At 33.7% G+C, this 25,472-nt stretch carries 20 protein-coding genes; all 20 read left to right on the top strand.

The window, feature by feature from the left end; genetic code table 11:
- Entirely contained in the window at window positions 1–1,074 is a 1,074-nt protein-coding gene (locus IMCC3317_RS13920) for a hypothetical protein (RefSeq protein ID WP_160130104.1), read from the top strand.
- On the top strand, window positions 1,067–2,083 hold the full coding sequence (gene rfbB, locus IMCC3317_RS13915) for a dTDP-glucose 4,6-dehydratase (protein ID WP_160130103.1): 1,017 nt from the start codon (window positions 1,067–1,069) through the stop codon (window positions 2,081–2,083). The genes IMCC3317_RS13920 and rfbB overlap by 8 nt, the downstream gene beginning before the upstream one ends.
- Window positions 2,084–2,193: 110 nt before the next feature.
- Window positions 2,194–3,051 carry a glucose-1-phosphate thymidylyltransferase RfbA gene (gene rfbA / locus IMCC3317_RS13910; protein WP_160130102.1) on the top strand — a complete coding sequence of 286 codons (858 nt, stop codon included), beginning with the start codon at window positions 2,194–2,196 and terminating at the stop codon, window positions 3,049–3,051.
- A 9-nt stretch (window positions 3,052–3,060) separates the two neighbouring features.
- Window positions 3,061–3,594, top strand: a complete 534-nt coding sequence (gene rfbC / locus IMCC3317_RS13905) for a dTDP-4-dehydrorhamnose 3,5-epimerase (RefSeq protein WP_160130101.1) — start codon at window positions 3,061–3,063, stop codon at window positions 3,592–3,594.
- A gap of 89 nt (window positions 3,595–3,683) precedes the next feature.
- Window positions 3,684–4,535 carry a dTDP-4-dehydrorhamnose reductase gene (rfbD, locus tag IMCC3317_RS13900; protein WP_160130100.1) on the top strand — a complete coding sequence of 284 codons (852 nt, stop codon included), beginning with the start codon at window positions 3,684–3,686 and terminating at the stop codon, window positions 4,533–4,535.
- Window positions 4,536–4,683: 148 nt separating this feature from the next.
- Complete coding sequence (locus IMCC3317_RS13895) at window positions 4,684–5,421, top strand: hypothetical protein (RefSeq protein WP_160130099.1); 738 nt, start codon at window positions 4,684–4,686, stop codon at window positions 5,419–5,421.
- Window positions 5,422–5,625: 204 nt separating this feature from the next.
- On the top strand, window positions 5,626–6,699 hold the full coding sequence (locus IMCC3317_RS13890; RefSeq protein WP_160130098.1) for a Fic family protein: 1,074 nt from the start codon (window positions 5,626–5,628) through the stop codon (window positions 6,697–6,699).
- A 59-nt stretch (window positions 6,700–6,758) separates the two neighbouring features.
- Window positions 6,759–7,556 (top strand): 3'(2'),5'-bisphosphate nucleotidase CysQ, encoded by a 798-nt coding sequence (gene cysQ / locus IMCC3317_RS13885; RefSeq protein ID WP_160130097.1) that lies wholly within the window; start codon window positions 6,759–6,761, stop codon window positions 7,554–7,556.
- A gap of 404 nt (window positions 7,557–7,960) precedes the next feature.
- Window positions 7,961–8,956, top strand: a complete 996-nt coding sequence (locus tag IMCC3317_RS13880) for an SDR family oxidoreductase (RefSeq protein WP_160131923.1) — start codon at window positions 7,961–7,963, stop codon at window positions 8,954–8,956.
- Window positions 8,946–10,205, top strand: a complete 1,260-nt coding sequence (locus IMCC3317_RS13875; RefSeq protein ID WP_160130096.1) for a nucleotide sugar dehydrogenase — start codon at window positions 8,946–8,948, stop codon at window positions 10,203–10,205. Before IMCC3317_RS13880 ends, IMCC3317_RS13875 begins: the two co-directional genes overlap by 11 nt.
- Before the next feature lie 30 nt (window positions 10,206–10,235).
- A complete protein-coding gene (wecB, locus tag IMCC3317_RS13870; protein WP_160130095.1) occupies window positions 10,236–11,363 on the top strand; it encodes a non-hydrolyzing UDP-N-acetylglucosamine 2-epimerase in 1,128 nt (375 codons plus the stop codon).
- 8 nt (window positions 11,364–11,371) lie between these two features.
- Window positions 11,372–12,574 carry a UDP-N-acetyl-D-mannosamine dehydrogenase gene (gene wecC, locus IMCC3317_RS13865; protein WP_160130094.1) on the top strand — a complete coding sequence of 401 codons (1,203 nt, stop codon included), beginning with the start codon at window positions 11,372–11,374 and terminating at the stop codon, window positions 12,572–12,574.
- A 19-nt stretch (window positions 12,575–12,593) separates the two neighbouring features.
- Complete coding sequence (locus IMCC3317_RS13860) at window positions 12,594–13,139, top strand: hypothetical protein (protein ID WP_160130093.1); 546 nt, start codon at window positions 12,594–12,596, stop codon at window positions 13,137–13,139.
- A gap of 12 nt (window positions 13,140–13,151) precedes the next feature.
- A complete protein-coding gene (locus IMCC3317_RS13855; RefSeq protein ID WP_160130092.1) occupies window positions 13,152–14,591 on the top strand; it encodes an MBOAT family O-acyltransferase in 1,440 nt (479 codons plus the stop codon).
- Window positions 14,592–14,596: 5 nt separating this feature from the next.
- Window positions 14,597–16,258, top strand: a complete 1,662-nt coding sequence (locus IMCC3317_RS13850; RefSeq protein WP_160130091.1) for an SGNH/GDSL hydrolase family protein — start codon at window positions 14,597–14,599, stop codon at window positions 16,256–16,258.
- Window positions 16,258–18,375, top strand: a complete 2,118-nt coding sequence (locus tag IMCC3317_RS13845; RefSeq protein WP_160130090.1) for a bi-domain-containing oxidoreductase — start codon at window positions 16,258–16,260, stop codon at window positions 18,373–18,375. The genes IMCC3317_RS13850 and IMCC3317_RS13845 overlap by 1 nt, the downstream gene beginning before the upstream one ends.
- A gap of 347 nt (window positions 18,376–18,722) precedes the next feature.
- A complete protein-coding gene (locus IMCC3317_RS13840; protein WP_160130089.1) occupies window positions 18,723–20,219 on the top strand; it encodes a hypothetical protein in 1,497 nt (498 codons plus the stop codon).
- Window positions 20,220–20,395: 176 nt separating this feature from the next.
- A complete protein-coding gene (locus IMCC3317_RS13835; RefSeq protein WP_160130088.1) occupies window positions 20,396–21,835 on the top strand; it encodes a hypothetical protein in 1,440 nt (479 codons plus the stop codon).
- Between the two features lie 118 nt (window positions 21,836–21,953).
- On the top strand, window positions 21,954–23,894 hold the full coding sequence (locus tag IMCC3317_RS13830; RefSeq protein WP_160130087.1) for an alginate lyase family protein: 1,941 nt from the start codon (window positions 21,954–21,956) through the stop codon (window positions 23,892–23,894).
- 135 nt (window positions 23,895–24,029) lie between these two features.
- Window positions 24,030–25,472 carry a polysaccharide biosynthesis protein gene (locus tag IMCC3317_RS13825; protein ID WP_160130086.1) on the top strand — a complete coding sequence of 481 codons (1,443 nt, stop codon included), beginning with the start codon at window positions 24,030–24,032 and terminating at the stop codon, window positions 25,470–25,472.

Genomic DNA, 25,472 nt, shown 5'->3' with positions numbered 1-25,472 from the left:
ATGAGTGAAAATATTCAGAATACACCTACACCTCAAAAATCTACGGAAGTAGACTTAGGAGAATTATTTAGAATGATAGGTAGAGCAATGAGCCGATTTTTTGCCTTTTTAAGAAGTGCATTTCTATTTGTTCTTGACTTAATTATCAGAGCTTTAATTATAGTTAGAGTTCACATTGTAAAATTTATCATTGTAGGAATACTAAGTGTTGCTATTGGATGGTTTATTGATTCAAGACAACCTATTGTATATGGATCAAATATGACTGTACAAACCAACTTTGGAAGTGAGCGTCAACTATACTCAAACATTAGATATTATAATGGATTGGTACTGCAAGGTGATAGTATTGCATTAGCAAAGGTATTTGCTATTACAGTTCCTCAAGCAAGCCAATTGAAAGGTGTATTCATAAAGCCAAACATCTCTGAAATAGAAATGTTAAAAAGATATGATGAATTCAGAAAAGAAACGGACAGTAGCAATGTTGCTGATCAAATTGACTATGATCTTTTTAAGAAAAGTATTGATCCTTTAGACTTTACTAGACATGAATTAGGCATTGTTTCTGGAGAACAAAACGTTTTTGGTTTATTGCAAGCAAGGCTGATTACTGAAAATGTTGAGAATGAATATATCAAGAAGCAAAAGGAGATTATGATTCGAAACTTAGATGCTACTGAAGAAGCCTTAAAGAAGCGTTTGGATAAAATTGATACATTACGTGCGGTATACAACAAAGCAATACAAAGTGAAGCAGGAAAAACGAGTCTAGCACAAACGCAAATTCAGATGTCTTCAAGTTCGATAAAAACAAACGAAATAGAACTTTTCTCTTTAGACGAAAATATATCAGCACGTTTACGTCAAATTGCAGAAGATAGGGAGTTTAAGGGGCAAACAATAAATGTATTGAGTAATTTTTCAGATGGTGCACAAATAAGAAACTTCTACGAGAGTTACTTATTTAGAATTCCAATCGTTACATTACTGTTATTATTTGTATTTATCTTATTAAGAGAATTAAACAAATACTTAAATACTTACGCAGAAAATAGAAGATCGAATGCCTAAAAACGCTGTACTTATTACTGGAGGAGCAGGATTTATAGGAGCAAACTATATTCCGTATTTCTTGGAACAACACCAAGACACCACAGTTGTAAATATTGATAAACTAACGTATGCTGGAGATTTAAAAAATCTGGCAGAAATTGCGAATCATGAAAATTACACGTTTGTGGAAGGCGATATCTGTAATAGAGCGTTTATTGAAGAATTATTTACGAAGCACGATTTTAAAGCGGTGATTCACTTTGCTGCGGAATCGCATGTAGACAACTCTATCAAAAATCCGGATGCATTCATTCAAACAAATATCTTTGGAACTTTTAATGTATTAGATGTTGCAAAAAAGTTTTGGATGGATGGACCAAATCAAATCAAAAAAGGATTCGAAAACTGTAGATTTCATCACATATCAACCGACGAGGTTTACGGAACCTTAGGCGAAACAGGTTTGTTTACAGAAGAAACATCATACGCGCCAAACAGTCCGTACAGTGCTTCCAAAGCTTCGTCAGACTTTATTGTGCGCAGTTACTTTCATACGTACGGAATGAATGTTGTGACGACAAACTGTTCCAACAATTACGGACCAAAACAACATGACGAAAAGTTGATTCCTACCATAATTCGCAAAGCAATTTCAGGCGAAAACATTCCAATATATGGAGATGGAACCAATATTCGCGATTGGTTATACGTATTAGATCATTGCAAAGGAATTCACTTAGTATACCAAACTGGAAAAACAGGCGAAACCTATAACATTGGCGGACGTAATGAGCGTAACAACGTATACATTGCTTCAACAATATGTGAGTTATTAGACAAAATTCATCCAAAAGAAGCATCCTACAAAGAACAAATTACGTTTGTATCTGACAGACCAGGACATGATTTTCGGTATGCAATTGATGCAAGCAAAATAGAAGAAGAATTGGGTTGGAAAGCCGAAGAAAACTTCGAATCGGGCATTTTGAAAACAATTGAATGGTATTTACACAAATACACACAATAGTTCAAATAAAAATAAACAAATGAAATGAGCATAAACCCTGAGTTGTTACAATAACGGATTGTTTATTTGCGAATTCCATTTGACCTAATTAATAAAATAGAAATCAACAGATGAAAGGAATAGTATTAGCAGGCGGTTCAGGAACAAGATTGCATCCACTTACGTTAGCCGTAAGTAAGCAATTGATGCCTGTATATGACAAACCGATGATTTACTATCCAGTTTCTACACTTATCAGTGCTGGAATTCGTGAAATACTCATCATATCTACGCCACAAGATTTACCATTATTCCAAAAACTATTGGGCGACGGAAAAAAACTTGGGTGCGAATTTCACTATGAAGTACAAGAAAATCCAAACGGATTGGCAGAAGCTTTTATAATTGGCGCACCATTTATTGGCGATGACAAAGTTGCGTTGATTTTAGGAGATAATATATTTTATGGATCTGGCTTGGCGACATTACTGCAAGCAAACAATGATCCTCAAGGTGGAATCATTTACGCGTATCACGTACACGATCCGGAACGCTATGGAGTTGTGGAATTTGATGCAGACGGAAATGCAATATCTATTGAAGAAAAACCTGCAACACCAAAATCGAACTATGCGGTTCCAGGAATCTATTTCTATGACAATGAAGTGGTAGAAATTGCCAAAAATATCAAACCTAGCAAACGTGGCGAACTCGAAATTACAGACGTAAACCGCGTATATCTTGAAAAAGGAAAACTAAGTGTTAGCATTCTTGACAGAGGAACGGCTTGGTTAGACACAGGAACATTTAATTCATTAATGCAAGCTTCACAATTTGTACAAGTCATTGAAGAACGTCAAGGACTCAAAATTGGCGCTATTGAAGAAGCTGCATATCGAATGGGATTCATTACCAAAAAACAATTAGATGAATTGGCACAACCATTATTGAAAAGTGGTTATGGAAAACATCTATTAGAAATACACTAAACTTTAGTCTTGAACATTACTCACACACCATTAGCAGGCTGTTTTATCATAGAACCTCAAATATTTGGAGATGCTAGAGGCAGCTTTATGGAAACATATAACGAAAAAAACTTTCCAGCAGATGTACACTTTGTACAAGACAATCAATCTACGTCACAAAAAGGTGTTTTGCGCGGATTACACTTTCAAACAGGGAAACATGCGCAAGCAAAATTAGTACGTGTCATTCGAGGAGAAGTATTAGACATTGCCGTTGATATAAGACCAAAATCTAAAACATTTTTACAACACTTTTCAGTAGTCTTAAACAATCAAAACAACAAGCAATTATTTGTACCAAGAGGATTTGCACATGGTTTTATCGTCTTGAAAGACGATACCATTTTCGCATACAAATGTGACAATCTTTACAACAAAGAAGCTGAATCGGGAATTATGTATAACGATCCTGAAATTGCTATTGATTGGATGCTGCCCGAAGACGAAATACTACTCTCTGAGAAAGACAAAGCATTACCAACACTGAAATCATTATCGCTATGAAACGAGCATGTTAAAAAGATTATCATCCAAGGGAATGATTAATAGCGAACAACATGTGACCAATAAAAAAACAAATAATATAAACACACATGAAAACGGTTTTAGTAACTGGCGCAAATGGTCAATTAGGACAATGTATTCAAAAAATACAACAACAGCATAAAGAGATTAAGTTTCACTTCAAATCGTCAAGCGAATTAGACATTACAGACACAAAAACTGTTAACGATTACTTTTCTAAAAATACTTTTGATTATTGTGTAAATTGTGCTGCGTACACAAATGTGGAACTGGCAGAAAGCGAAGAAGAAAAAGCATATCTAGTAAATGCGGAAGCTGTTAAAAATCTGGCGAAAGCTTGCGCTGAAAACAACACAACATTACTACATATTTCTACAGATTATGTATTTGACGGAACAAAAACGGCTCCATACGTAGAAACTGATACGACAAATCCTATCAGCGTTTATGGCGCGTCTAAGTTAAAAGGCGAACAAAACATTCAAGAAGTATTACAGCAGTATTTCATCATTCGTACGTCTTGGTTATATGCTGAATTTGGGAAGAATTTCTACAAAACCATTGTACAAAAAGCAAAAGAAAAGGCAAACCTAACCATTACAACGGAGCAAACAGGAACGCCGACAAACGCAAATGATTTAGCGGAATTGATTCTGAAAATCATCAATACAGAAAATACAGACTACGGAATTTATCACTTTAGCAATGATGGCGAAGCAACTTGGTACGATTTTACCAAAGAAATTATTAAAAATTTAAACTTGGCTTCCGCCGAAAAACCTACGTTACAATCTGTAGCGAGTTACAAAACTAAAGCCGCACGCCCAAAAAATAGCGTCTTAGACAAAACCAAAGTTCGCAACATAATTGAAACAATTTCTTGGCAGGATAGTTTGCGGAAGTTGATGGATGAGTTATAGTTTAAGCTTGTGTGTAGTAGCTTTTTTTTAAGTTGCTAAAAATTCTTTAGATTTGTGAAAGACAGATATTGTGCAATGAACATGTATTAATTATATGAATGTTGTGGGTAATTATAACAAATATCAGAACTAACCAAGAAAATTAGAAATGAAAAAAATATTAGGAATTTTATTTGCTTTGTGCATATTCGGATGCAACGAAACCAAAAAAGCTAATACCGAATTAGAAACTTCGCCGAAATTGAAAACTCAAGAAAACGTAAACCAAGACGAGCTGCCATATAAAATAGATTTTGACTCAACAAAAGTTGCGAAATTTACTATTGAACATTCAGAATTAGTAAAATCAAAAGCATTAGACAAAATACTATCTGACTATACCACTCAGGAACTTAAAGAATTACCTGAATTTAAAAGACTTACTTTGGGAATTGTTGTCCCATTTGACATTAGCAAAGAGAGTTTATTAAACACAATGAAATACATCACGAGCGAAAAAATCAAAGAGAATAAGGACATCGATGAAATTATGATTTTCGCTTATGACGACAAAAAGGATTTAACAAATAGTGGCGGAATTTACACCTTTGGAAAACTATTTTGGGGACCGAATGGAAAAACTGGAAATGTGACATCAAAAATTGCAAAAAACAATAATCGAGATTCTTATAAATTCGACATTGACATAAAAGACAAAGTAGGGAATATCAAAAAAACGGACTTACCAACAAAACGAGAATTAGATATTTATAATGAAATGATGAACGAAAAATATATAGATTTGCAAGAAGAAGAATATCATCCTTTAATAATGAAAAAATTCAATATTAAAACAAAAAAGGAATTGGATGCAATTTGGTTAAAAGTTGCAGCATATAAATATTAATAAATACCACCGTGTCTAATTATTTGCTTAGATACGCAACGAAATCATACACGAAACCGCTAACTAAAAACACCACACCAGAGAAAATCAATACTGTATAAAATATCCAAAAATCTTATCTTAAGCATTCATTATGATAAGAAAAACGCATTTTCTTATCATAATAAACTATCTTTGTAAAGAAAAATAGATTTTCTTATCATTATGATCGATTTTAAACTTGGAAAATTACCACTATCAAAAGATATTGAAACGAAGAAAGTTCTTAAAAAACTAACTTCTGCGCATAGAGCTTTAGCCGAATTGAAAGGTGTAGTTTCAAGTATTCCAAATCAAAATATTTTAATTAATACGTTAGGTCTTCAAGAAGCTAAAGACAGTTCTGCTATTGAAAATATAATAACAACGCACGATGACATATACAAAGCCGAACTAAACCTTGATGGTTTTAAATCATTAAATGCCAAAGAAGTTCAAAACTATATTTCTGCACTAAAAAAAGGGTTCGAATTAATAACAAAGCAAAAAATATTGACCAAAAACAATATCATCTCAATTCAATCGGAATTAGAAAAAAATAATGCTGGATTTAGAAAAGTGCCAGGAACTGCCTTAAAGAACGCAACTACGGGAGAAACTGTTTATACACCACCACAAGATTATGATACTATTGTGGATTTAATGACAAACCTTGAGCAATATATAAATGATGCTACGATGTCAGATTTCGACGATTTAGTAAAAATGGCTATCATTCATTATCAATTTGAAAGTATTCATCCTTTTTATGACGGAAATGGAAGAACAGGACGAATTATTAATGTATTATATTTAGTAATGAATGATTTACTAAATCTGCCTGTTTTATATTTGAGTCGCTATATTATTGAGCATAAAATAGAATATTATAAACTTTTACAAGAAGTTAGAGAAACCGATAATTGGGAAAAGTGGATACTATATATACTTGACAGTGTTGAACAAATTTCAAAAGAGACTATTATATTAATTTCAAAAATTAAAGCGCTAATTTTTGAGTATAAAAACCTGTTGAGAAATAATTATAAATTTTATAGCCAAGATTTATTAAATAACTTATTTAAGCATCCGTATACCAAAATCGAATTTATAGAAAAGGATTTAGGTGTTTCAAGAATTACTGCTGCTAAATATCTTAATCTATTAGCAAAAGATAATATACTGAAAAAAGAAAAATTAGGAACTGGAAATTACTATGTTAATATAAAATTGATTAAAATATTAACCTTGGAAAAGTAATTACTTTAACTATCAAGAATACCAAAGTTCAAAACAGTACTAAAACCAATTCTAAATTAATGCAATCACATCTACAAAAAGCAATAAAAGCTTCCATAAACGCAGGCAAAATTATCATGGACATCTATGAAAATCAAATCGTGGAAGTAGAAACGAAAGCTGATAATTCTCCTGTAACTATTGCAGATAAAAAAGCAAATGCGTTTATTGAAGAAGCGTTGGAAAGCACTAATATTCCTGTGTTAAGTGAAGAAGGCGAACATGCAACCTACGAAATTCGGAAGAACTGGAATCAATGTTGGATTGTAGATCCGTTAGACGGAACCAAAGAATTCATAAAACGAAATGGCGAATTTACTGTAAACATTGCATTAATTGAAAACGGAAAGCCAATCTTAGGCGTTATCTATATTCCTGCACAAAAAACGTTGTATTATGCAGTTGTCTCGGAACAAAAAGCGTTTAAAATAGAGTTAGCCGAACACAACATTTCAACTGACATGTTGGAAAATGCAGTTGAAATAGTTCCAGCTTCTGAAAGTGATGTTGTTACAATTACGTCAAGTCGCTCATACACAAACCAGCAAGTACTCGACTTAATTGCAAAACATGAAGGCGAACAAAAACAAGTTGAACTCATCAAAGCAGGAAGTTCCTTAAAATTCTGTTTGGTGGCGGAAGGAAAAGCTTCGTATTATCCGCGGTACGCTCCAACAATGGAATGGGACACTGCGGCAGGACACGCCATTTGCAATGCTGTCGGAGTAGAGGTCTATTCATTAGAAACCCAGAAACCGCTAAAATACAACAAGGAAAATCTACTAAATCCGTGGTTTATTGTTCGAAAAGTAACATAAATAACCTGAGTTCGATATAAAATTCAGAGTATTTATTTGTCTTTTCCGCAGTATAGCAGGAATTTTTCGTTAAGAATTTTCGAATCCTTGGAGAAAATTTAGAAAAATTCATGCGGTTTTAGTTTTTCCCAAAAAGAAAAACTAAAAATACCTCTGGAAAAGCGCACTTTCTTTTGTTTCTTTTCTTTGTGCGCACAAAGAAAACGAAAATAAAAAAATAAAAATCAAATACTTAGCACTTATTATGAAAATATGTTCAAAATTTTACTTAAGTAAACTTATGTCGAACTCACGTTAAATAAAAAGGGTGATTTTACCCTTGAATAAAAGGGTATTTCCCCATAAAACTCATTTATTTCCTAGTGTTAAAATTTATGGCTAGTTTTGCAGCCAATAATAGCAACATGTACCAAAAAGCATATCATCAAGAGCAATTAGAACAGCACAGTTTCCTAATCACTGGAGGCGCAGGATTTATTGGTTCTAATTTAGTTGAATATTTGCTAAAACACAAGGCTAAAAAAGTACGTGTATTAGACAATTTGGCAACAGGTTTTAAACACAACTTAGCGGAATTTGAATCAAACCCAAATTTCGAATTCATTCTTGGCGATATTAGAGACGTAGAAACCTGCAAAAAAGCAGTAAACGGAATAGACTACGTATTGCACCAAGCGGCATTGGGTTCTGTTCCACGATCATTTGACGATCCAATTTCTACAAATGCAGTAAACATTTCTGGTTTTCTAAACATATTAATAGCTTCACGTGATGCAGGCGTTAAACGAATGGTTTATGCAGCTTCTTCAAGTACGTATGGCGATAGTAAAGCATTGCCAAAACAAGAAGAAATTATCGGAAATCCATTATCTCCGTACGCAATTACAAAATATGTAAACGAATTATACGCTGACAATATCTCAAAACACTTCAATTTTCATTCCGTCGGATTGCGTTATTTCAACGTTTTTGGACCAAAACAAAATGTAAAAGGCGCTTATGCGGCAGTAATTCCGTTATTTTTCAATGCAGGAATACATAATACAAAAGTAACTATCAACGGTGATGGAAATCAAACGAGAGACTTTACTTTTGTCGAAAATGTAGTGCAAGCGAATATGAAATCGTTATTTGCAGAAATCAATCAGCATGAAGTTTTCAATGTTGCAGTTGGAGATCGGATCAGTGTAAACGATTTGTGGAATAACATCAAAGAACTTACGCAAAGTACAGTTGAAGCTTCTCATGGAGAAAACCGAATTGGCGATGTAAGAGATTCATTAGCAGACATTACAAAAGCAAAAACACTTTTAAAATACAATCCTACATATAAAATACGTGAAGGTTTGGCAATTACATATGACTTTTTTAAAAAACAAGCTGTAGCAAATGAAAAATAAGGTAATCTCCATAATAGGTTTAGGATATGTTGGATTGCCTTTGGCTGTTGAATTCAGTAAAAAAGGGTTTCAAGTCATTGGATTTGACATCAATAAAAACAGAATTCAAGAATTACAGCAAGGAAAAGATCACACACTTGAAGTAACTTCGGAAGAATTGCAAGAAGCTTCAAGTTTGCAGTATACGAACGAAGCGGAAGAAATCGCGAAAGCGAACGTATATATTATCACGGTTCCAACACCAATTACAGCGCAAAAATTCCCAGATTTAAACCCGCTAGAATCAGCTTCACGTTTAGTCGGTTCGGTATTGAAAAAAGATGACATTGTAATCTATGAATCTACCGTTTTTCCAGGTTGTACAGAAGAAGTTTGTGTACCAATTCTGGAAGAAAAAAGTCAATTAAAATTTAATATAGATTTTTATTGTGGATATTCTCCTGAAAGAATAAACCCAGGCGACAAAAAACACAGAGTCAACAACATTGTCAAAGTCACTTCGGGAAGTACGCCTGAAATTGCAGAAACTATTGACAAATTATACAAAAGTATTGTTACTGTCGGAACGTTTAAAGCGTCGTCCATAAAAGTAGCAGAAGCCGCAAAAGTGATTGAAAATTCTCAGCGCGATATCAACATTGCGTTTGTAAACGAATTGGCATTAATATTTGGCAAACTAGGTATTGATACGCATGAAGTATTAGAAGCCGCAGGCACAAAATGGAATTTTTTACCATTTACGCCAGGTTTGGTTGGCGGACATTGCATTGGCGTCGATCCGTATTACCTAACGTACAAAGCAAAAAGTGTAGGCTACATTCCGCAAGTAATTTTGGCAGGAAGAACAATAAATGATAACATGGGGAAATATATCGCAGAACGCGTTGTAAAACTCATGATAAAACAAGAAAAACTAATCAAAGGTGCAAAAGTGACCATTTTAGGAATCACTTTTAAGGAGAATTGTCCTGACATTAGAAATACACGAGTGATTGACATTGTGCATGAACTCAACGAATATGGAATTGAGGTTGAGGTATTTGACGATAACGTAAATGCTTCCGAAGTAAAAAAGGAATACAATATTGAGCTAGTTTCATCGATTTCAAAAGACACTAGAGCGATTATTTTGGCAGTTGCGCATAAAAGTTTCAATAAAATTGATGTAACGCCCTTTTTTAAAGATGGATGTATTATTTTTGACGCGAAAAATTTCCTCCCAAAATCAATTGTAACAGAAAGATTATAGCCGTAAGAACGATAAAATAGTAAAGAATCAATGAAAAAAAATCTTATTGTATTTGGTACACGACCAGAAGCCATCAAAATGGCGCCATTGGTAAAGGAATTTTTAAAGCATCAAGACACTTTTGAAACAAGAGTTTGTATTACGGCGCAACACAGAGAAATGTTAGATCAGGTACTTTCATTTTTTGAAATAATTCCAGATTACGATCTAGACTTAATGAAGCCGAATCAAAATCTATATGGTTTAACTTCAGATATCATCATGAATCTAAAACCTGTGTTGGAGGAATTCAAACCAGATTTTGTATACGTTCATGGAGATACAACTACGACCATGGCAACAAGTATTGCGGCATTTTACTCTGGTGCAAAAGTATGTCACGTAGAAGCAGGATTGCGTACATTCAACAAAAGATCGCCTTTTCCAGAAGAAATCAACAGATGTGTTACTGGAAGTATTTGTGATTATCACTTCTCGCCAACGGAAACATCAAAGCAAAATCTGTTAAACGAAAACGTAACAGACGAAAACATACTAATTACTGGAAACACGGTAATTGACGCGTTGCACTTTAGCGCAAACAAAGTAAAATCGGAAGGATTTCAAGATCAAGAAATCGAAGACTTAAAAGGAGTTTTAGACACTTCCAAACGATTAATCTTAGTTACAGGCCATCGTAGAGAAAATCACGGACAAGGATTCATCAACATTTGCAGTGCATTAAAGCAAATTGCAACCAATCATCCTGACACACAAATTATTTATCCTGTACACTTAAATCCAAACGTACAAAAACCTGTGTACGAATTATTAGGCGGTATTGACAATGTAAACTTAATAAAACCGTTATCGTATCCTGCTTTTGTTTGGTTAATGGATAAGTCTAGCTTAATCATTACAGATAGTGGCGGCGTACAAGAAGAAGCACCAAGTTTAGGAAAACCTGTATTAGTCATGCGTGATACCACAGAAAGACCAGAAGCTGTAGATGCAGGAACGGTATTATTAGTAGGAACAAATACTGAACGTATTATTGAAGAAGCTACAAAATTATTAACAGACGAATCAGCGTATCTCAGCATGAGTAAATTACATAATCCGTATGGAGATGGAACTGCTTGTGATAAAATCGTAAAATACATGTCAAAATTACAATAAAGAGAATCATGGGGAATAACAAACCAAGCGTTGTTATGGTAGGTTTAGGATATATTGGACTTCCTACCGCAGCGTTAATTGCAAGTAAAGAAATTAAAGTAACAGGAGTTGACATTCATCAACATGTTGTAGATACTATAAACAAAGGAGAAATCCATATTGTGGAGCCAGACTTAGATGGTTTGGTACATCATGTAGTAAAAAAAGGATACTTAACAGCAAGTACATCGCCCGTTGAGGCAGATGTATATTTGATAGCAGTGCCAACACCATTTAAAGGTGATCATGAGCCAGATATCTCATATGTAGAAGCTGCAACAAAGGCTTTATTGCCAACCTTAAGAGAAGGCGCTTTGGTTATTGTAGAATCTACAAGTCCTGTAGGAACTACGGAAAAAATGCTAGCTATCGTTAATGCTGGACGTCCAGAATTGAAAGGTAAAATATACATGGCATATTGCCCAGAACGTGTATTGCCCGGAAATGTAATTTACGAATTAGAGCATAATGATAGAGCTATTGGCGGAATTGATGCTGCATCAACTGATAAAGCAGTAGCATTTTACAAGCATTTCGTAAAAGGAGAATTGCACAAAACCAACGCTAAAACGGCAGAAATGTGTAAGTTGGTTGAAAACTCATCAAGAGACGTTCAAATTGCATTTGCAAACGAACTTTCTATGATTTGTGATGAAGCAGGAATCAATGTTTGGGAATTAATTCGCTTAGCGAACAAACACCCAAGAGTAAACATTCTACAACCAGGAACTGGAGTTGGTGGACATTGTATCGCCGTAGATCCTTGGTTTATTGTATCGGAATTTCCAAAGCAAGCAAAAATAATTCGCGCAGCAAGAGAAATCAATAATTACAAAACAGAATGGGCTATTGAAAAAGTAAAAAATACCGCGTTACAATTTAAAATAGACAACGGAAGAGATGCCAAAATCGCATGTATGGGATTAGCATTTAAACCAAATATTGATGATTTACGCGAATCGCCAGCATTATTGGTAACCAACACGTTAGTAAACGATGGTTTTCAGGTATTAGCAGTAGAGCCAAACGTAAAATCTCACAAAGCATTTGAAATTCACGATATGCAAGAAGCTGTGTCACAAGCAGATATTATTGTATATTTAGTAGCGCATAATGAATTTAAAGATTTAACAGTAAATAAAACTGTTATCGATTTTTGTAACGTAAGTTAAATTGTAAAAATAAAAAACAATGAAAAAAGTATTAGTATTAGTTCTTGGTCTTTTTCTGATTGCATGTGGCTCAGATGAAAAAAAGAAACCTGAAGACACTACAAAAGAAACCGAAAAAATAGAAGCAACACAGGAAGAAGTAACATATCCGAAACTTACAGATGTTCCGACACAGCTTAACTATATTTTTGATAATGGATATGAATTTGCAGATGATATCAAAGTAGATTTTATTGCATTAGAAAGTAAAGGTGGAGATAAATATCAATTAATCTACGGATTAGAAGAAGGTACAGACTTTGCTAAAGTAGCAGAATTAAAAGTTTCTGCGGTATTCTACCCAGTAGATCCATCATTATTAAAAGATGAAATCTATCAAAAAAGAAAAGCAAGACAAATACCTGAGTTAAGTAAATTATTCACTTTAGACGGAGGAATTGTAGTAGCTCAAAACTTTGAAATCATACCAAAAGAATTCACGCAAGTGAAATTTTACTTTTACAATGATCAAGGTGTTGTTAATAAAAAAATATTGACAGTTAGAGATATCAAAATGCCTAAGTAAATAAACTATTAAATGATATTTTCTACTTCTCTTTTCCTAGTATTCTTTACTATTGTATTTGTAATATATTGGTTTGTATTAGGTAGTATAAAAGACGATAATAAAAGGCTAAAAGCGAGAATTGTATTCTTGCTTTTGGCTTCTTATTACTTTTATATGTCATGGAATCCGATATTCATTCTATTGATATTATTTTCTACGGTTGTCGATTATATTGCTGGTAAAAAAATTCATAGTAGCGAATCTCAAAAACAGAAGAAACTATTTTTGATTATCAGTTTGGTAACCAACTTAGGGTTTTTGGCATACTTCAAATATGTCAATTTCTTCTTAGGAACGGTCAATGACGTTGCAGGTTCTAACTTTTTTGTAGATGTAATATTGCCTGTGGGAATTTCGTTTTACACATTTCAATCCATGTGTTACACGATAGATATTTATTACGGAAAACTGAAACCTTCCAAAGATTTCTTCGAGTTTTCATTATACGTAACATTCTTCCCGCAATTAGTAGCCGGACCTATTGTAAGAGCCGTTGATTTCATTCCGCAGTTAAAAGTCAATCAATATTTTAAAAATATTAACTTTCAGCTTGCCGCGAATTATTTTCTCTTAGGATTGGTAAAAAAAGTAGTTATAGCAGATAATATTGCACACTTCTCGGATCCGTTATTTTCAAATCCAGATCAATTTGGAACATTAGCTTCTTGGATTGGTGTAATGGCGTATAGTATCCAAATTTATTGCGATTTCTCAGGATATTCAGACATGGCAATTGGTGTAGCAGCATTGTTAGGTTTTCGTTTAATGGAAAACTTCAACATGCCTTATAACGCTACCGACATTACTGTTTTTTGGAGAAAATGGCACATCAGTTTATCAACCTGGTTACGGGATTACTTATTCATTCCGTTAGGAGGAAGTAGAGTCTCTAAAAAAATATTCTATTACAGAAACTTAATGTTAACCATGCTTCTTGGAGGACTTTGGCACGGCGCAAGCTGGAACTTTGTCGTTTGGGGCGGATTGCACGGAACCGCATTAATTGTACACAAATTATATTCAACCAAATACTCAAAAAATTTCAAATTCTCAAAACTTGGCGCTTCTGCATATACCGTATTTGCGTGGGTTTTAACCATGATATTTGTAATGGTTACGTGGGTGTTTTTTAGAGCGCAAACATTTGGCGATGCTTCACAAGTATTACAAAACATGTTTACACTAAAAGAATCTGTCAATTACACAATTCCAATTGCGTTTGTTGCATTGCTTGGAATTACCGTAATAGGTCATTTCTTTGGAACAAAATATTACAAAGAAGTAGAAGAAAAGCAACAACACATGTTTTCCAATCCGTATTTGCAAGGAGCTTTATTTGGACTGGCAATCTTCCTAGTATTACTATTTGGAAGTGATGACAATCAAGCATTTATATATTTTCAATTCTAATGGCTATGAAAAAACAACATCGTTTATTTCTCATTCAGGTTGCAATTGCCTTAGTCATATTTCTTGGGACATCTTTCGCTGTGAAAAGTATCTTCTTAAAAGATCCTAAAGCACAATCATATCTTTCGTTCAATGATGGTATCAAAAATATGGCAAGCAATACCTATTCGTTGATAGATTCATTAATTGCACAAAACGATTTAACATTTGATCCAACTAGTGGAAAAATGCTAGATAAAGTTCTGAACAACTTAAAGTACTCAGAAAAGCCAAAATTTTTAATCATTGGCTCCTCGCAAATGCGTGTAATGCAAGGAGAAGATATTCAGGATTCGTACCAAAAGATGGTTTCTAGAAAAATGGCACAATTTACAGGTGACAAATACGCTACTTACAACCTTTCTTTAGGAGGAATGTCAACGCCTGAAAAATTTATAATGTCTGAAAAAGGTGTTGAAATCATTAACCCAGATCGCATACTTATCGCAGTAACACCTTGGGATGGTTTAGCTGAAGTCATCAGACCAGAAGTAAAAGCTATTGTAAATAAAACGTATAAGAAAGTAGAGAACAAACTCGAAAAAAACGGCAATGATGAAGCTGTTACTAACGCAGTGAGCGATGAGGTATTTCCTTTAAACATAAATTCAAAAATTACAACAGCTGTTGATAAAATTGTAGAAGATAATATTGATATTTATCAAAAAAGATCCGCAATCAAAAAATGGCTTAATGCTGAAACTATAGGCGTTCTCAAAGAAATTAGAGACGTTAATTCTGAGAAAACAGAAGACGTATTTAGAACGAACACTCCAGCTTACTGGAAAACCTTTAATCAAGATTTAGACAACATTGAAGGTTGGGAATCTGAAATTGCGCATACAGGAAGCAAATCAATCAAAATTGTCAATGAAAAAGCACAAAGCGCTAAATGGACTGGTGACGATATTCTTTTAAAAAAACCAACCGATACATTTGATTTTGAAGGTTGGAGTAAAGCTGAAAACGTTCAGAATAGCAAACTTTATTGTATAGACTTTCAAGTTATTTTTGAAGATGGTACCAGCAAATGGTTTTACAAAGGATTGACATTTAATACAGGAACACATGATTGGGAACTAGTAAAAACACGGATCCAATTTGACAAAAAAGTAACATCAATCAAACCACATGTTTTATTTTATGGAGGAACAGGAACGGTTTGGTTTGACGAAATAAAAGCAATGCCTGTTTATAATGGTGTTGCTAGCGAAAACCTATTACCAAACGCAGGATTTGAAGAAGAACTTACAGAACGTGTAAATGTTTCATATTCATATACAACCGCAGAATGGGTACGTATTCAACAAAACATGTTTTTAGTAGTTGATCAATTAGCAAAACTGAAAACAAAAGAGCAAAATGTATTTTTATTAACGCCTTTTTGGCATAACAATGAAAAAACAGCCTATCCACAAAGAGCACAATATAAAGACTTAGTGGAAGCGGTAAAAAAATACTGCGTACAAAACAATGTCGCATTTGTAGATGCGTCATACATTTTATCGAAAGACAATTTTGGACTTTATACAAATGGAGAAAAAAAAGGTAAAATAGATGTATTACATTTCAATGCAGAAGGTCACGAAAAATTAGCAAAATATATCATAAAAGAACTCAATCTATAATGTTACAAGCAATCATAAAAAAAGGAAAGGTAATGGCAGAAGAAGTGCCATCACCAATATTATCAGCAGGAGAAGTACTTATTGCAGTATCGTATAGCTGTATTTCTGCGGGAACAGAATTAAAAAGTGTTGGAAACAGTGGAGAAAATCTACTGATGAGAGCCATCAAGCAACCAGAAAACTTAAAAAAGGTAATTGCACTTGCAAAATCGCAAGGAATTGCGCGCGCATTCTCTAAAGTACAGCAAAAAGTAAAATACGGAACACCAACAGGCTATTCTAACTCAGGAATTGTAATTGCTGTTGGAGAAGGCGTTCAAAACGTACAAGTTGGAGACAAAGTTGCTGCAGCTGGCGCAGGAATTGCAAATCATGCAGAATATGCAGTAGTTCCAGAAAACTTAGTAATGAAAGTCCCTGAAGGATTGGATTTAAAATTAGCTTCTACCGTAACACTTGGTGGAATTGCATTGCAAGGAGTTCGTCGTGCAGACTTACGTTTAGGAGAATATTGTGTGGTTATTGGCGCAGGAATCTTAGGATTACTAACGGTTCAATTCTTGAAAAACTCAGGTGTTCGTACGATTGTAAGTGATATAAATGATGATCGTTTACAAATTGCAAAAGAATTAGGTGCTGACATTATATTAAATCCTACGAGAGACGATTTAGTAAAGAAAACAAAAGATTTTACTGGCGGATACGGAACTGATGCCGTAATATTCACAGCAGCAACCGCAAGTAGCGAACCGTTATCAGAAGCATTTAAAGCGTGTAAAAAGAAAGGGCGCGTTATCTTAGTTGGAGTTACTGGAATGGAAATCAAACGTGAAGATATCTATCAAAAAGAATTAGACTTTAAAATATCTACCTCTTACGGACCTGGACGTTACGACAGAGAATACGAAGACAAAGGACACGATTATCCATACGCATATGTTCGTTGGACGGAAAATCGGAACATGACGGAATACCTAAAAATGATTCACGAAGGAAAAGTAAACCTTACTCCGTTAATCAACAAAACATATCCAATAGAACAAGCAGAAGAAGCGTACGCATCTTTGCAAAGTCCGGAAAAACCAATCATTGTATTACTTTCGTACGACAATGATGTAACTGCAGCTCCAAGAGCAAAAGTTGCCATAAATGATACTTACGTCAAAAAAGGAAAACTAAATGTTGCTTTAGTTGGCGCAGGAAGTTTTGCAACGGCAATGCATTTGCCAAACATGGAGAAAATGAAAGACAAATATTCGCTCTATGCAGTTGTAAACAGAACTGGACACAAAGGAAAAACAGTTGCTACGCATTTTGATGCAAAATATACAACCTCGGAAATAGAAGATGTATTAACAGATCCAGAAGTTGATCTTGTATTTATTACCACACAACACAAAGATCACGCGTCATTAACATTGCGTTCATTGCAAGCGGGAAAACATGTATTTGTTGAAAAACCACTAGCAACAACGCCAGAAGACTTAGACAAAATTGTTGATTTCTACAATGATGAAAGCATTCAAAACAAACCATTATTACTAACAGGTTTTAACAGACGCTTTAGTAAATATGCGCAAGAAATTAAAAAGCATACAACGACTCGTGAAAATCCATTATATATAAGTTACCGTATCAATGCCGGATTCCGTCCTGCAACAGATGCGTTACACGAACATGGTGGAAGAGTTATTGGAGAAGTATGTCACTTTATTGACTTAATTACGTTTTTAACGGAATCTAAAATTCAGTCGGTTAGTGTTGAAAAAATAAGCCCTAATAATGATCAAATTCGTAATGATGACAATGTTTCTATCTTATTAAAATACGAAGATGGTTCTGTTGGAAGTTTACAATACTTTGCTGTTGGAAACAAAGCGTATCAAAAAGAGAACTTAGAAGTGCATTACGACACAAAAACGATTATCATGGATGATTTCATGAAACTCACAGGTTATGGCGTTAAAGTAAACGAATTGGCTTCTAAAACATCAGAGAAAGGACAGTATGAAGAATTAATTCATATGTTTGATGCGATTCAAAACAACAAATTCGCTATTGACTTTGATGATATGGTACAAACTACCAGAGCAACATTCTTAATTCAAGATAACTAGAAAGAAATTTTCTAATACCAAACAAGCTACAAAGCGCGTTCACTTTTAAAGTTGACGCGCTTTTTTTAGTGAAACTCTATTTTGAGAAGCCTGTTTTAGGCGTATTCCAAATTGTAAGTTGAACTAACTCCGCTGAAAAGCGAAGTCTAATCTATTTTTCCATTTATAGAATCTTCTCAGATTCAAAAACACCAAAAACAGCTTCTTCCCGTAGTTGCATTTGATACACTCCAAAATAATTCATCACACAATTTTTTCTGTGTTCTTTTGTAGAATCTTCTCAACAGTAGATAACAATTTATTAATATTTTAAGGTAAAATGCCTTAAAAATAATACACAAAAAATTATGATAACAGTAGAAAATTTAGCAGGATTGTATAGCTTAACTAGTGCTACAATACCCAATCCTAACGCAGGTCAACCTAATGAACCAGCGACGATTCCGAATCCATTTGTACTATCAGACGGAGATATGGTTTATGTAAAAGGTTATGGAACTAAAAACGATGGCGGTGGCGGCTTTTTCATCTTTGATGCTTCTTCCACTTTAGACCCGGTATACAGATTGATAGCATCGCCAAGTCCTGTAAACTTAGCGGAGCATTATAAAATTGGAAATAATCCAAATTATGATGGAATGATTTGTAAATCCGAAAACAACACAACTGGAAGATGGATTAGAGAATGGGATAGAGGAGCTTTAAATTTACGTTGGTTTGGAGGAATGCCTGGTGATATTGGAAATGCATCAAAAGCTTTAAATGCAGCGTTAGAATATGCGCAATTTGACCCTTTATCCAACGGAACAATTTTCAATGATGTACATTACACAAGACCTGGAAAAACAATTTTTATTCCTGCAGGTAGATATTATTTCAGAAGTATTATCACTACCATAACATTTGGTGTTGTTATTCAAGGTGAAGGAAACATTGGAACTTCAGCAAATGGAACACGATTATTAATAGCACATAGGTATGAAGATTTAGGAATTGATCAAATTATAGGAAATAATGGGTTTGGATTCCTAAGATTTTATTCTAATGAAGCTCACAGTTCAGGAGGAGGAATTAAAGACTTGACATTTGATGTTATAGATTTAAACCCACCTGCGGATGCAGACGCTAATTATGTAGAAAAAGGGTTTGATGCAAATATAGTTTCACTTATTTCAACAGGAAGCGTTCCTCCTAATGGCATAGATTTACCTGCGGTGGCAAAATGGAAAGCGGAAAATATTGTCATGGGATTAGGTGCTAATGCGAAAAGAGCTATTTATATGAAGAGTAATCAACAGAGTGGAGGCACTTTACCTTGGAGAATACGTGACATTGCCTTAATAAATTGTTGGTTTGCAGGCGCAAGTATAGAAGGAGAAACTGTTAGAGCAGAAAATGTTTCAGGATTACATATTATTGGAGGTTTCTTTTCTTCAGGTTTAGGTTTAGTGCACCCGACAGACCCAAATCTTCCACCATTGCGAGTTAAGCCAGGAATAGTATTAACAGGAATTCATGGATGCTCCAATACGCATTTAAGTAACGTAGATTTAAGTCATGGAATTATAAAAATTTGGAAAACAAGTAATCTTGTAAATATAGATTGTCGATTTGGGAGATTATTAATTTATAATGGAGCTGATAAGAATCACAAAGCGTTACATGTGACTAAAAGATTTATTTTAAATAAACGGACTGACCTTTCTCAGGAGCAGTTATGCCCTTTAAATATAGATAACAACACCGTAACTGACTACAAGTGTTACAATAATGCGCATGAAATTGAATGTGATACTGATGCAGATTGGATGCACAATCAAGCTTGCCCAAATACATCAGTTTAAATAGAAAATATATTCGTTAATTTTTTATTTAAAATTTAAATAAAGTGCGTTAACTTTCAAAGTTGATGTGCTTTTTTTATTTAAAACTTTAACAGATCAATTCATATAAAATTACTTTATATCTTGTGGTTTGAAACTTTTAAGACAACATATCGTAAAGGCAAACACAAAAAAATATGACAGTAGTAGAAAATTTAGCTGGATTGTATGAATTAGCTACTCCGAAAGACGGAGATATGTTATATGTAAAAGGATTTTGGGATAAAAATGATGGCGGTGGCGGATTTTTTATTTTTGATAAATTCTGTACTGTGAATCCTTTTTTTGATGATACGAGTTACTATAAAGTAGGTTACAATGCTAATTACGATGGAATGGTTTGTAAAGCTGAAAATGTAGCTGATGGAAGATGGATTCGTCAATGGGATCGAGGAGCACTAAATTTACGCTGGTTTGGTGCATTGCCAGATTTTAGCCCAAGTAGAGATGCATCTTTTGCATTAAATGCATCCTTAGCATATGCGCAATTTAATGTTCAATCTCCTAAAATTGCCAATCCGAACAAAGGTCGGGCTAATGAGCCAACAACTATTCCAAATCCAGAGATTACCATATTTAATTACCAAGTATACACGCGGCCAGGAAAAACGATCTACATTCCTGCAGGAAGATACAAATTTTTCTCAGCGATAAATTCAATACAGTACGGAGTTGTGATTGAAGGTGAAGGGAATATGGGCGCATCTTCACACGGAACGCGCCTTCTTATTTTTCATGAATATACAGAAGTTGACGAAGCTCTCACAGGAGTTAAAAGAGATGAGTATGGATTTTTAAGATATTATGCAAATGCAGCAAATAATTCTGGCGGCGGACTTAAAAACTTAAGCATTAGCGTAGAAAACATTCATACAAACGCTAAAAAGGATTTGAATAATGGATATGATACAAATGTAATCGTATTAATTGCGCCTGATAAAACGCCATCAGCGGGATTAACCTATTGCCCAGCGGTTTCCAAATGGAAAGCAGAAAATGTTTTCATTGTAATGAGAGCAAGAGCCAAAAGAGCTATTTACATGAGAAGTTACCAAGAAGGCGGGCAATTGCCTTGGCGTATTAGAGATATTGTATTAATGAACTGCAAGTTTGCAGGTGGAACTTTGGAAGGAGAAACCATACGCGCAATGAATTGCTTAGGATTGCACATAATTGGAGGTACACTTTCTTCTGGATTAGGTGTACATAATAAAGCTATTTATCCTGGAATTGTACTTGGCGGAATCTATGGTTGTGCAAATACACACTTAAATGGTGTTGATCTTACGCATGCAAGTATCAAAATTGAAAAGAAAAGCTTATTTACTAATATTGATTGTAGCTTTGGAAAGCTATTAATCTACAACGGTTCGGATAAAGATCATGAAGGACTGCAAGTAACAAAAAAGTTTATCTTAAATAAACGAAAAAATCATCCTATAGAATTACAATGTCCAATAAACATAGATAATAATACAGTCACTTTTTATAAATGCTATAACAATGCGCATGAAATTGAAAATGACACAGATGCAGATTGGATGCATAACCAAGATTATCCAAATACAACAGTGTAAACAGAAAATAGCTCAGTATTTCACATCTTTTTTAGGATCGAAACTGTCTATCAAAAATCAAAACAATAAATTTGCAGCATATTTCAAGCATTTTATTTATATACGACAGTTTATCAGTATGAACATAAAAACCATTTTATCCAAGCCAATTCCTGTAGTTTGGTATCGATTTGTGCAACTTGTAAAGTTGAAAATGTATTTTAAAACGAAGTTCTGGCAGAAAATTGAACCAAAAATTCATCAAAAAGTAAACAAATCTAAAAACACGTGGAACGCAAAAAGTTTATTGTTTTCTGATGATTTTTCAGCGGAATCGCTTCCTGAAACGCTTCAAACACAAACCATTTTAAATGCTAATGAAATCGTAAACGGAACCATTTCGGTATTTGATGTAAATTATACTTTCACACAACCAATTTCTTGGAATACGGATTGGCGCGAAAATCATTCATGGAAAAACAAGTACTTTAAAGGCTATTCATTCTACGAAAAAAATAAAGCAAAAGAATTTGATGTAAAATTTCCTTGGGAATTATCACGTTTGAGTTTTTTAATTCCTGTGGCACGTGCGTATCAATTGCAAAAAGATGCTTCACAATTAGCGTATATTCATGAGATTTTATCCGATTGGAAAAGCAAGAATCCAATAGGTTTTTCTGTGAATTGGTATCCGATGGAAGTTTCGGTGCGAACGATTAATTTGATTCAATTGCGAGAAATTTTACTAGAAGCTTCAAATACAGATGCGGTTGTAAATGTGTTGAATGAAATTTTGTTGCTTCACGGAATTTTCTTGTGGCGAACTATAGAATATACAGATATTCGTGGAAATCATTATTCGGCAAACCTAACCGCATTATTACTTTTAGGAAGTACCTTCAAAGGATTTTACTCAGAAGCAAAAACGTGGTACAACTACGCCGTAAAACACACCGAAAAAGAATTTCACTTGCAATTTATTGCAGATGGCGTCAACTTTGAAAAATCGATTCCGTATCACAGATTAGTCGTAGAATTTTATTTTATTTCTTTCGTAGTGATGCAACGCGCAGGTTTGAAAGTGAAAGAAAACACATTGAAAGTCTTGAAAAATGCATGCGAATTCACGCGTGATGTCACAAAACCAAACCAGTTAACACCAATTATTGGAGATAACGATAGTGCTTCTGTATTTCAAAATGATGACGTTTCTTTGAACAATCATACAAACTTATTGCAATTGGCGAGTTTGTTTTTTCAAGATGAAAAATTAAACAGTACAAACAAAAAATATCATTCCGCATTTGAAGTATTTGGAACAAAAGCAACCGAGAATTTAGGCTTTACAACACAAAATACTTTTGAATCGTATTATTATAAAGAAGGCGGATTTGTAACTGTAAAAGATGCGCAAAATTATTTTATTACAGATGTTGGCGAAGTCGGAATGAAAGGTCGCGGCGGACACGGACACAACGATTTGTTTAGCTTTGAACTCATGCTCGATGCAACCGATATTATCGTAGATCCAGGTTGTTATACATATACTGGCGATTTGGCACTGAAAACAAAAATGAAATCAACGGCATATCATAACGGATTGGAAGTTGACGGAGAAGAACTAGCGCCTATGATTGGCAATTGGGGAATTAGTGATATTGCGGAACCTTTTGACGTTGCAACGGAACATTCGGCAACAAATGCTACGATTTCAGGAAAGCATAAAGGTTACCAACGTTTGGAAGATGCTGTAACGCATGAACGTACGTTTCACATTGAAAAAGAAAACTTTAAGCTGACATGTATCGATGTTATTTCTTGTGAAAACGAACATAAAATCACGCGAAATTTACATTTTGACGAAAAAATTGGTGTCGAAATAAAAGATAATGCTATTTTAGTAAGAACGAATGCTGGTTCTTCAAAAATAACGGTTGATGCTTCTACCACAATTCGCATTGCAGATTATACAAGCAGTCGCAATTATGGAAGTAAAGTAACTTCTAAAAAAGTCATTTTAGAAACAAATATAAAAGGAACAACCACGTTACAGTTTATGATTGAAAAGGAAAATAATTAAAAAATACAGTTTTACTAAAGCATAATCTTTCAATTTATACCAAATACCACCATTATTAATCCACTTAATAATTGTGGTTTTGTTTTAATAAATTAGTTTTGCACTTGGAAAACACCGAATTAACTTCAGTTAGTAATGAACAAACTCAGTAAAGACATCATAATTAGTACTGCTTTTTCTTTTTTTAATGTGCTTTTTAATTTTTGGTTAATTAAGGAAGCGGAATTTACGTTGTCGGTTGTCCATTTAGGTGTGTTTCTTTATGTCAGACGTATTGCACCAACATTTTCTAATTTTTCCCAATTAGGTACTTCTCAAGCATTAATTAGGTTTACGAGCATTGACAAAGACAATAAGAGTAAATTAAAGATATATTACATATTATCCATATCAATTTGGATATTGATGTCTGGTATATTATTGGGAATTTATGCACTGTTTCACACCTATTTGAGTGGTTATTTTCCCGAAGAAATAGCTGAAGAAATTTTAAAAATTACGTTTGTTTATATAAGTATTTTACATTTAAGTTATATCATATTGCCTTATTTCTTGAATCTGAGAAAAATATTTACATACAACATGATTCAGTTGCTAATAGCGAGTTTAATACTGCTATTTGTTTTTAAATTTTTCACAATTGAAAATGATTTAATATTACTTTTCAAAAATGCTTTATCGGTTATTGTATTACTGTTATTACTATTACTGACTTATATAATTATTACTTTAAAATTGTATATTTTTCCAAGATTTCAAGAAATAAAAACTGTTGGAAAAGACTTTATTGAATATGGTTTGCCAAGATCAATAATTACATTCTCAGATATGTTCTTACTTACCGTAGGAGCTATGATGATACATGGAAAAGATGAAATTATTGGAGGATTTTTAATAGGAATAACGCTATCTAGAACCATATTAATTGTATTGCAACCAGTTTCATTACTTTCAGCAGTTATATCTGGTCATAAAAATTCTGAAGAACGACATGAAACATTAGTAAATCTATTAGTTGGAGGCACATTATACATTGCAATACTAACTTCCGTAGTACTATTCAATTGGGTGGATGTTCTGTTGCCGCTTTGGCTAAAAAATGAAGAAATTATTGTGCTAGTCGTATTCATATTCAAACTACTTTCATTAGGATTGGTTCCGTATGCGATATTTCAAGTTTTAAAAGGAATTATAGAAGTTAAGTTTTTTAAGCCGTTGAATTTAATATCATTAGCAATAGCAATTGCAACGCATGTAGTAATGTATTATTCTTTAAAAAGTACAATAGGTACTATAGAAGCATTATCAATCTCGTTAATGTGTAGCTTTGTATTGTTAGGTTTTTTCTCTTTATATTGGAATAGAAAATACTTAAAATCACACAAATACTTTAAAATAATACCACTTTTAGCATTGAACGTTCTATTATTTTTAATCAACTTTGCAATTCATGATTTTTACCCTAATTTTTTAGGGTTTGTAATAAGTGGTTTTATATCGAGCATTTTATTTTTAGCTTACAGTATAAAAATAAAGAGTCCATTTATAAAAGAAGCAATATTAATTTTTAAAAAATAA

Origin of the sequence: Kordia antarctica, assembly GCF_009901525.1 — a bacterium.
In the GTDB taxonomy this organism is placed as follows: domain Bacteria; phylum Bacteroidota; class Bacteroidia; order Flavobacteriales; family Flavobacteriaceae; genus Kordia; species Kordia antarctica.
The sequence above is the reverse complement of the archived record's forward strand: the minus strand, read 5'-3'. Positions and strand labels throughout refer to the sequence as shown.

Excerpts from the sequence above, each read along its gene's own strand:
- rfbD (WP_160130100.1), top strand. The coding sequence starts at position 3,684 with ATGAAAACGGTTTTAGTAACTGGCGCAAATGGTCAATTAGGACAATGT.
- IMCC3317_RS13855 (WP_160130092.1), top strand. The coding sequence starts at position 13,152 with ATGATATTTTCTACTTCTCTTTTCCTAGTATTCTTTACTATTGTATTT.
- IMCC3317_RS13840 (WP_160130089.1), top strand. The coding sequence starts at position 18,723 with ATGATAACAGTAGAAAATTTAGCAGGATTGTATAGCTTAACTAGTGCT.
- IMCC3317_RS13850 (WP_160130091.1), top strand. The coding sequence starts at position 14,597 with ATGAAAAAACAACATCGTTTATTTCTCATTCAGGTTGCAATTGCCTTA.
- IMCC3317_RS13830 (WP_160130087.1), top strand. The coding sequence starts at position 21,954 with ATGAACATAAAAACCATTTTATCCAAGCCAATTCCTGTAGTTTGGTAT.
- IMCC3317_RS13895 (WP_160130099.1), top strand. The coding sequence starts at position 4,684 with ATGAAAAAAATATTAGGAATTTTATTTGCTTTGTGCATATTCGGATGC.
- IMCC3317_RS13825 (WP_160130086.1), top strand. The coding sequence starts at position 24,030 with ATGAACAAACTCAGTAAAGACATCATAATTAGTACTGCTTTTTCTTTT.
- IMCC3317_RS13860 (WP_160130093.1), top strand. The coding sequence starts at position 12,594 with ATGAAAAAAGTATTAGTATTAGTTCTTGGTCTTTTTCTGATTGCATGT.
- IMCC3317_RS13890 (WP_160130098.1), top strand. The coding sequence starts at position 5,626 with ATGATCGATTTTAAACTTGGAAAATTACCACTATCAAAAGATATTGAA.
- IMCC3317_RS13875 (WP_160130096.1), top strand. The coding sequence starts at position 8,946 with ATGAAAAATAAGGTAATCTCCATAATAGGTTTAGGATATGTTGGATTG.
- IMCC3317_RS13920 (WP_160130104.1), top strand. The coding sequence starts at position 1 with ATGAGTGAAAATATTCAGAATACACCTACACCTCAAAAATCTACGGAA.
- rfbB (WP_160130103.1), top strand. The coding sequence starts at position 1,067 with ATGCCTAAAAACGCTGTACTTATTACTGGAGGAGCAGGATTTATAGGA.
- IMCC3317_RS13880 (WP_160131923.1), top strand. The coding sequence starts at position 7,961 with ATGTACCAAAAAGCATATCATCAAGAGCAATTAGAACAGCACAGTTTC.
- wecB (WP_160130095.1), top strand. The coding sequence starts at position 10,236 with ATGAAAAAAAATCTTATTGTATTTGGTACACGACCAGAAGCCATCAAA.
- rfbA (WP_160130102.1), top strand. The coding sequence starts at position 2,194 with ATGAAAGGAATAGTATTAGCAGGCGGTTCAGGAACAAGATTGCATCCA.
- wecC (WP_160130094.1), top strand. The coding sequence starts at position 11,372 with ATGGGGAATAACAAACCAAGCGTTGTTATGGTAGGTTTAGGATATATT.
- IMCC3317_RS13845 (WP_160130090.1), top strand. The coding sequence starts at position 16,258 with ATGTTACAAGCAATCATAAAAAAAGGAAAGGTAATGGCAGAAGAAGTG.
- cysQ (WP_160130097.1), top strand. The coding sequence starts at position 6,759 with ATGCAATCACATCTACAAAAAGCAATAAAAGCTTCCATAAACGCAGGC.
- IMCC3317_RS13835 (WP_160130088.1), top strand. The coding sequence starts at position 20,396 with ATGACAGTAGTAGAAAATTTAGCTGGATTGTATGAATTAGCTACTCCG.